At 34.3% G+C, this 603-nt stretch carries 1 protein-coding gene; it reads left to right on the top strand.

The window, feature by feature from the left end; translation table 11 throughout:
- Positions 1-24: 24 nt before the first annotated feature.
- Positions 25-501, top strand: coding sequence for a DUF4019 domain-containing protein (locus CXF71_RS13100; protein ID WP_101233402.1), 477 nt, complete (start codon positions 25-27; stop codon positions 499-501).
- The last annotated feature ends 102 nt before the right edge of the window (positions 502-603 follow it).

Raw genomic sequence — 603 nt, 5'->3', positions numbered from 1 at the left:
GGGCGTTATGCATCAGGATAATCTATGAGTATTTTAATAAAAGTTCTTTCCTTAGCTCTATTTAGTACATTTGTTTTTGCAGGTGAAGAAAAAGTCACACTTCCCAATTCAACAAAGCAGCAAAATATAAAAACTTGGGCTCCAACACCTTTAGAGCTACAAAATGCACTTAAAGTTACAAATGAATTCATAAGTGAGTATAAAGAGGGGAATTCATCCCCAGGCTGGGATCTAGTGTCTGATGATTTAAAAGGTTCAGTTAGTAAAGATGAATGGGAAGCAGTATTTTCGGTTCTTAAAAATAGTTATGGTGAACGTAAATCATCTGAATTTAATCGAGCCATTAAAACTAATAAGCTTCCATCTGGACTGGCGGGAGATATTATCTTAGTTATTCTAATAGCCGAATTTGAAAAAGAAAAGATTGGAGAAACATTAACCTTAATTAGTAAAAATGGAGTTTGGTACTTAGCTAGTTATAATTATCAAGTAATAGGGTAGTAAAATGCATAACAAGCCATTAAACAGGGACTTAAAACTGTTGGCTGTTTTCGTCCCTCAACATTATAGCCAACAATTTTAAGCCCGTTAATGGGGCGTTAG

This window comes from Colwellia sp. 12G3 (assembly GCF_002836775.1).
Classification (GTDB): domain Bacteria; phylum Pseudomonadota; class Gammaproteobacteria; order Enterobacterales; family Alteromonadaceae; genus Colwellia.
Note: the sequence above shows the minus strand (reverse complement) of the source record. Positions and strands in the feature narration are given on the sequence as shown.